At 58.9% G+C, this 7,337-nt stretch carries 8 protein-coding genes; 6 read left to right on the top strand and 2 right to left on the bottom strand.

Annotation, left to right across the window (positions count from 1 at the left end):
- Positions 1 to 263 precede the first annotated feature (263 nt).
- The 4 genes from AC0IYU_RS32920 to AC0IYU_RS32905 all read left to right on the top strand — a co-directional run bounded on the left by AC0IYU_RS32920 (position 264) and on the right by AC0IYU_RS32905 (position 2,626).
- Positions 264 to 512: a hypothetical protein gene (locus AC0IYU_RS32920; RefSeq protein ID WP_472126035.1), complete on the top strand. Its 249-nt coding sequence runs from the start codon at positions 264 to 266 to the stop codon at positions 510 to 512.
- A gap of 109 nt (positions 513 to 621) precedes the next feature.
- Positions 622 to 1,041, top strand: a complete 420-nt coding sequence (locus AC0IYU_RS32915; RefSeq protein WP_472126032.1) for an SMI1/KNR4 family protein — start codon at positions 622 to 624, stop codon at positions 1,039 to 1,041.
- 858 nt (positions 1,042 to 1,899) lie between these two features.
- The gene (locus tag AC0IYU_RS32910) at positions 1,900 to 2,163 is read left to right on the top strand and encodes a hypothetical protein (RefSeq protein WP_472126029.1); all 264 of its coding nucleotides are present in this window, start codon (positions 1,900 to 1,902) and stop codon (positions 2,161 to 2,163) included.
- 91 nt (positions 2,164 to 2,254) lie between these two features.
- The gene (locus tag AC0IYU_RS32905) at positions 2,255 to 2,626 is read left to right on the top strand and encodes a hypothetical protein (protein WP_472126027.1); all 372 of its coding nucleotides are present in this window, start codon (positions 2,255 to 2,257) and stop codon (positions 2,624 to 2,626) included.
- Positions 2,627 to 3,107: 481 nt separating this feature from the next.
- Here the strand turns inward: AC0IYU_RS32905 and AC0IYU_RS32900 are convergent, their stop codons facing one another.
- Both AC0IYU_RS32900 and AC0IYU_RS32895 read right to left on the bottom strand, forming a co-directional pair.
- Positions 3,108 to 3,548: a VOC family protein gene (locus AC0IYU_RS32900; protein WP_472126024.1), complete on the bottom strand. Its 441-nt coding sequence runs from the start codon at positions 3,546 to 3,548 to the stop codon at positions 3,108 to 3,110.
- A 1,499-nt stretch (positions 3,549 to 5,047) separates the two neighbouring features.
- Positions 5,048 to 5,365, bottom strand: coding sequence for an ArsR/SmtB family transcription factor (locus AC0IYU_RS32895; protein WP_472126021.1), 318 nt, complete (start codon positions 5,363 to 5,365; stop codon positions 5,048 to 5,050).
- Between the two features lie 557 nt (positions 5,366 to 5,922).
- Here AC0IYU_RS32895 and AC0IYU_RS32890 point away from each other — a divergent pair.
- Entirely contained in the window at positions 5,923 to 6,894 is a 972-nt protein-coding gene (locus AC0IYU_RS32890) for a zinc-dependent alcohol dehydrogenase family protein (RefSeq protein ID WP_472126019.1), read from the top strand.
- A gap of 63 nt (positions 6,895 to 6,957) precedes the next feature.
- On the top strand, positions 6,958 to 7,305 hold the full coding sequence (locus AC0IYU_RS32885; RefSeq protein WP_472126016.1) for a nuclear transport factor 2 family protein: 348 nt from the start codon (positions 6,958 to 6,960) through the stop codon (positions 7,303 to 7,305).
- Positions 7,306 to 7,337 lie beyond the last annotated feature (32 nt).

Here is a 7,337-nt window from a genome sequence, read left to right as displayed (position 1 = left end):
CAATACTGGGTGGACGCCCACGGCGTGTGGTTCACCATGGAAGAAGTGAGTGCCTTGGAGGAAGAGCTCGAGGTGCCTTGGGTTAACGGCGTGCCTCCCCACATTGCGCCCAAGTGATTCAACCCCGGGGCTGCTGAATTCATAGCAACCGGCGTCCGCTTTGGAGCAGGGTCACGGACGGCTATGGGCCCTGCAGCGCCGACCGACCTTCGGCTACAGTCGGCCACAACCGGCCGTTCGCGTCGTCGCCAGACATGTAAGTTATGGACAAAATTCTCAAGCCTTACGCTGTCGTGCGTGTTCTGAGGTTGATCGGCAAAGCTGATGAATATGACGGGTGGCAAGTGAACCAACGGGCTCCCGCCGTTGGAGACATTGGAACCTTGCTCGATGTCCTAGCTGCGCCTGGCATTGCTGACCGGTACGTCGTTGAGAGCAGCGACGGCAACGGCACGACAGTCTGGTTGGGTGACTTCCTTGCCGATGAACTGGAGCTTGTTCAAACCGCGTGACACCGACAACGAGCAGCATGCGGCCAGTAGCCGTCACTCGACGCAGGGGGCCAATTCGCTCCGAAGCAGACGCTCGACGCTCACACATCAATGTTGGAACATTAGAAGCATGCTGAGAGAACACTTCCCCGATTGGCGGTACGGCCCCCCCGCGTCCGCAGACGCGATTGCTGAAGCTGAGGCGGTACTTGGGGTTCGCTTGCCCGATGAGCTTCGGGCGCTCTATCTTGAAGCGGACGGAGTGAGGGAAAACCTTGGGAATGCCGCCTATTTGCTGCCGCTATCGGGCAAAGAGTCGCTGGTAGATCTCACGAAATCTTTATGGGCGGAATGGGAAGGCTTCAGGCCGGAGTTTGACCTCAAGCCTTTTGTTTTCTTTGGCAGTTCCATGAGCGACGATCTGTGGGGCATAAATTGGATGCAGCCGGGTCAAGTCATCGCTTTTCATCATCACATGGAGGGGGCGTATGAAGTCGCAGGAACAACTATCCTCGATGTCTATCGTGCCGACTTCACCCGATCTGGATAGCGAATCGCGGAGTCCTGAGAGCGCTTGTGAGCGCGATTCAATCTGGAAATGCAACCGCATCGGGCTCGCTGCCACCTCATGTGAACGGCTCAGTCCGGCCAGGACCGGCCGTTCGGCACGCCGGCACGCCGGCATAACGGGCCCGGTAGCGGTCACTGGCGCGTCGCAAGGTTGACCCGCGGCGCAGAAGCCGACCAATTTATGACTTGAGACCAAAGAATGCGTGAGCGCGAATTCGACAGTTCTGTGGAGCGCATCGTTGAGCCGGTCGTGGCACTATGGGGTTTCACTACCGGCGGAGGACGTGGCTGCACTTTCCATCGGAAAGTGCACGATGACCTGTTCCACTTCATCCACTTTTCGCAACGGTCGAGCGGTGTTGAGTTCGAGGTATGGGTCTTCCCCGGCACACCCTTGCTCGGGTCTGAGCAGTGGGCTGGTTTCCCAGACTTCGTGGGCGTTCCCACGGGTCGGGCTGCTGGCCTCAATGCGAAGCTTGGAGTGGGCGGCGATGCGTCTTGCTTTCCCTGTAGAGACCGCAAGGCCCTCGATGTCGCGCTTTCGCGGGCGGTTGTGCCTGCACTGCAGACCCATGCACGGCCCTACTTGGCCAACTTCCAGTCGGTGCAGGACCTAGTTCCGGTGTTGGAGCATCGCCAATGGGCGAGTGTACTCAGCGGCCGGCAAGAGGGTTGACATGCATTGGGGAACCGCGCTTTTGAACGATCACTTCGCGCCCCCTGACTCCCGCTCAGGGCCCTTTGCTCCGACCTGGCGCAAGGCTACAGTCGGCCAGAACCAGCCGTTCGCCATGCCGGCACAATGCGGCCACAACCAGACATACACGCTCTGAGTCCAATGAATACCGTCTTTATCGTTCAGCACGTCCACCTGCTTACGCAGCAGGAAGAGGAGGACGTAAAACTGATTGGAGCCTATCGGTCGCTCCAAAGCGCGCATGCGGCCGTTCGGCGGGTGGCGGGTGCCCCGGGATTTCGAGATCACCCCAACATCGTCGATTCATCCTATGCCGGTCGAGGCTCGGGCGAAGGTTTCCACATCAGCGAGTACCGCCTTGATGAGGACAACTGGACCTCTGGTTATGTGACCCAGATCAATTGAGCCACCAGACGCCAACAACCATCCGTGTTTCATGCCGGCACGACCCGGCCAGAAGCGGTCCTCCATATTCCCCGCAGAACATCGAAAGCCCATGGTGAAGGTCAAACGAATCGTTGCTGAATTTGAGGATTTGCTCGTCGGTGCTCAGGGGGGAATTGCCATGTACCGAAGAGGCATCAATGAGTTCTTCCTGTCACATGGCTTTCCGAGGTACTACGCAGGCTTAGAAGCCGCACGCAGCGAACTTGAGATTCTGGGTATGTATGACCGATGCCGTGACGCTCTGTTGAAGGCGGAGGAACTCGTCAAGAAGGGTCCCGAGCACGACTACGAAGCCGAGACGCTGATACTCGAAGCCAATCGTGCACTGATGCAGGTGTCAGGCAGACATGAAGCCATGAGTCGCCGGTATCGAGCCGCCAACGATGCTCCGAAATCCCAGGGTGGAGAAGGACCGCTTTAGAGCGGGCTGTACAGCCGCTTCGGGCCCACTGCAGTCTCTCGCCTTGCTCCAGAGCAGCCATTAGCCGCTGGCATCTACGGACGCCGTCCACGTGCGCCTGCGGCCTCCGAGAACACATTCCAATAGGCAGCAAGGTAGGAGTTCTTTTGAGAGAGCTACTCAATCCGCTCCACGACGCTCTGGTCCAATCTGACCCTATCCCAAAAAAGCGCGACTCGAATTCGCGCGTCTTCAAACACGCCCTCTTGGCGGAGCGGTTGAACCCACAGAAAAAGTAGATCCTGTCTAGCGCTGCGCCAACAACGTTGTCGTCCACATCCGAAAGGGCGTCGATCAGCATTTCGCTCTCGTCGACCTTAGATGGATGAAGGATGCTGACCAGGCATCCGCGCCAGCTAGCTGACGGTCCGCTCCAGCAAGGGGCTACACGTAAATTCCTCAGTTCTCAACGCTCATGTCCTAAGGAATTCTTTCGGGAGGTCTACTGCCCGAGTTGCTGGGCGAGCCCAATGAGAATGCCTTCGGGTCCCCGGATGTAGCAGAGCCGATACATGTTTCGATACTGAACAACTTCGCCGACGAGCTTCGCGCCACGGCCATTGAGCCGGGCGAGCGTATCGTCGATGTCCTCCACGGTGAACATGACGCGGAGGTAGCCGAGCGCGTTCACTGGGGCGCTGCGATGGTCTGCGGCCACAGGCGGTGCGCGGAAGCGGGACAACTCAAGCCGGCTATGACCGTCCGGCGTACGCATCATGGCAATCTCGACGCGCATGCCGCGCAATCCAGTTACACCATCTGCCCAGTCTCCTTCAACCGGGGCGCGTCCCTCGAGTTCAAGACCAAGTTCAATGAAGAACTCGACGGCTGCATTGATGTCGTCCACCACCATGCCGACGTTGTCCATACGCTTGACCGTCATTGATGTCTCCTTGGGGTCTAACTAGTTGTACGCGGCGCCGCGGTGCCCCGAGCGTTCATTTTGAATGGCCCTTAAGCCAAAGTATTGGGGCGGCGCAATGTACTTCCGCTTGTGGCCGAGGCTTTGCGGAAACGCCTTCGGCGCTCCAGTATTCCGAGCATTCGCGTCGCGAGGGCCACCGGCGGCTTCACAGGTTATCCAGCAGCCGCAGGCGGGCACGAACGGATTTGATGCCCCAGCGGCCCTCTTCGCAGCGTTGAAGCGCCATAAATTGTTGATCTCCAGGCGGACGTGACCTCACATTTCCGCTGACGCTTGACCCGCCTGTATTCCGGAGCTCACGCCTGTGCTCCGGGGCGCAGAAGCGATTCAGCATTCGATGGAATTTTGGGGCAGATAAACGTGAAAATCCACACAACTACGGATCAAAGTCCGCCTTTTCGCATTGTTGGCGAGCAACTTCAACCGCGGCCAACAAGGTAGCCATTGCCTTTGGGTCTGACTGCCCGCTTTTCGCAGTTCGGTTGATACCTTGAAGGACCGCCCCCACACTCAAGCGCCATGCTTCAAGTGCAACCTGAATTGCCGCCTTCGGGCCGTCGCAATCAGCGCTGGAGGTGGGCAGCCGAATGAATGACCGGGCCTCAGGCATGGCTTCTTCGGCGAGCCTCAAAGTTCGTGATCCATCCAGCTGCGCGATCTACAAGCGACGCGCTCGCCTCAAAGATAGTGGACGCAGGGCCAGCGTAGACCAACCGGCAGAGCATGACTCCGTGCAATGTCACATCCAGCGAGAAGCTAACCCCGCCGCGATAGGTCGGACCGGTGAATATCTCGGTATGCCAGTTGCGTTCGGGAACAGAAGGGTCACGATGGGGATGGGGCGCACTGGCACAGAGTTTCATAGACGCCCGACGGAAAGGAGTACCCACCGTACGATTCGTCAGGCCGTGTCGTCTGTGCGTTGTCGCACTTACCCGCGCCTTCCAGAAATGAGTGGCGAGAGCAGTTCGTCAGTATGACGTCGCACAGAAACGCCTGGACCGAAGCCCCGTAATGTTTGCGCCCTCCGACCGGCGCCGGTAAAGGTTGCTAACGCAGCCACCCGGTGCGAGGTGGGTCCTCAGTGCCGGCGGGTTGCTAGCTATGACCTTGCGCGCCAGGCGATTGACGCGCGCCGAGCTTACGCACTATGACCAACCAGCACCGAGACATTGAAGGTTTCACAACGACTCTGAGAGAGCGCGGGCCTCAACCCGCGCTCACGGCGCCGATCAAGAAGCTTAGGGTCGAGCTCAGCACCCAGCGCTTCGAGCGCTTGCACGTCGTGGCCACGCCCACGGTCGCAAGCCCACAGTTGTACCGGGACGCGCGCAAGCTGCTTTAGGCCGTACCCTCGCCATGACACGCCGCCGCTCTTGCGTTGCGTGAGGAACGGCCCGTCATGGGACACGAAATCGTGCTAGGAGATTTCGGCGGTTCTATGAATTGGGGGAGATTCACAGTTCCGCTTTCAGACGGGCAACCACTGCGCCGATCGCCTTCTCATTGCGCTTGTAGTAAGACCACTTACCGCTTCGTTTGACGGTGACCAAGCCAATGCGAGCAAGATCGGCCAAGTACTTGGAGGTTGTCGAGAATGCCAGGCCCTGGCCAGCCTGTATCGACGACACGCAGACGCCATCCAATACCGGATCACCTTCGTCTTGCGGCGGAAAACTGTTCCGGGGCGACTTGAGTTTGCGAAGAATCTCCATACGCTGCGCATTGGCCAAGACGTCAAGGATTTCGACGAGGGGAATCTGTTCTTCGTTCATCAGTAAGCATCGGTTCACGGCTTCACCCGCGGGTTCTGTCAGCTCGAAAGCCAAAGCGACTCTAGCAGTTTCACTCAACGGGAACGCCACGCGAATCCGGCTCTGCTTGGCTGCATCCCGTCACGCAGCAAGGGTGGCGCTGCCCCCCAATGTCTACCCTGCAACGGGCATGCATGGCTCGGTCCCCCTTTCTGCGAGACCGCGTTCGAACGGGACATACGACTTCGAGCCCACGAGGCGGCATGCAAATTCGATCACCAAAGAATCTCCAGAGAACGCCTGAGTGACGGCCGAAAAAGGAGCGGACAGTGGTCTCTGCTTGGACGTTTCTCTAAGAACCAGCGCTGCTAACTACACGCCAGCCAGACGCGTAGACCCTGCACGCTTAAGGGGCTAGACGGTCGAAACGTCATTTCGCGAAGTGTCGATACAATGAATTGATTGCAATGGCGATGTTCAACATCGTTGAAGTACATCCCGGCATGTCGCGGGCGTTCTCATCGGTCACTCGGCAAGTACATGTCCCTTATCGAGATATTTAAATGAAGGATACTGAAATGAAAGCGATCGTTCTGAAGAAGTTTGGTGGCCCTGACAGCTTTGAGTTGCAGGAAGTGGCAGTTCCCGAGGTAGGCGCTGGCGAGTTGCTGGTGCGTGTGCTCGCCACCGCCATCAACCCGCTCGACTACCAGATTCGCCGGGGGGACTATGCCGCATATGTTCGTCTCCCTGCCGTCATCGGCTACGACGTCTCCGGCGTCGTGGAAAAGGTGGGGTCTGACGTGGTCGACTTCGCTGTGGGAGACGAGGTGTTCTACACGCCGCAGATCTTTGATCCGAAAGGAGGCTCCTACGCCCAGTACCACGTCGTGTCGGAGGCGTTGGTGACCCGCAAGCCTGCCAACCTGACGCACGAAGAAGCGGCCTCCATGACACTCGTCGGAGGAACCGCCTGGGAGGCCCTTGTCACTCGGGCGAAGTTGCATGCGGCCGAGTCTGTGTTGATCCATGGCGGAGCGGGTGGCGTCGGCTCCATCGCGGTTCAACTGGCCAAGGCGATGGGCGCAACGGTGTACACGACGTGCAGGACCCGTGATCTCGCGTTCGTTCGCGAGCTGGGTGCAGACCACGCCATCGACTTCACGAGTCAGGACTACATCAGGGAGATCGCCGACCTGACCGGCAAGAAAGGCGTGAACGTGGTGTTCGACACGATCGGCGGGACCACTTTGAGCCAGTCGCCTCATGTGCTCAGCGACGCGGGCCGTGTCGTGTCGATCGTCGACATCGCCACGCCCCAGAACCTTGTCGCGGCATGGGGCGTTAACGCCGAATACCACTTTGTCTTCAGTCGCCAGAATCGTGGCAAATTGAACGCCCTCAAGACCCTGCTGGAAAGCGGCCGCATCCGCCCGATCATCGGCGCGAGGTTCTCACTCGACCAGATTCCGCAGGCGCACGCCGTCTTGGAACGCGGTGAAGTCGATGGCAAGCCTTTCCACGGCAAAGTGGTGATTTCCGTTGCTTGATCGACGCATGCGCTTGAGGGTCGAACACATTCGATCGGCAAATCATGGGCAAGGAGTCAACGGATGCTGACGACCGAAGAAGTTCTTGCGAGCCACGAGGCTGCGCTCGGCGAGCAGAACCCCGACAAGATTTCGAGCCACTACGCGAAGGACGCCGTGGTGATCGTCAATGGCGCCACGTACCGTGGCCCGAAGGAGATCGCGCATCTTTATGCGACGTTGATCCGCGATCTTCCCGACGCTGTGTGGCGAACCGATGTCGCAGTGATTCACGAAGACGTGGCGTATGTGGAATGGGCATGTGAATCTGCGGCTTCGCGCGTTGAGTTTGGAACCGACACCTTCGTGGTGGCGAATGGCCTCATCACACGACAGACGGCGAGCTTCTCGGTCATCCGGGCCGCCACATAGACCAAGCGCGGCACCGCCATGGCGGTGTTGTT

This window comes from Variovorax sp. AC103 (genome assembly GCF_979254005.1).
The sequence above is the reverse complement of the archived record's forward strand: the minus strand, read 5'-3'. Positions and strand labels throughout refer to the sequence as shown.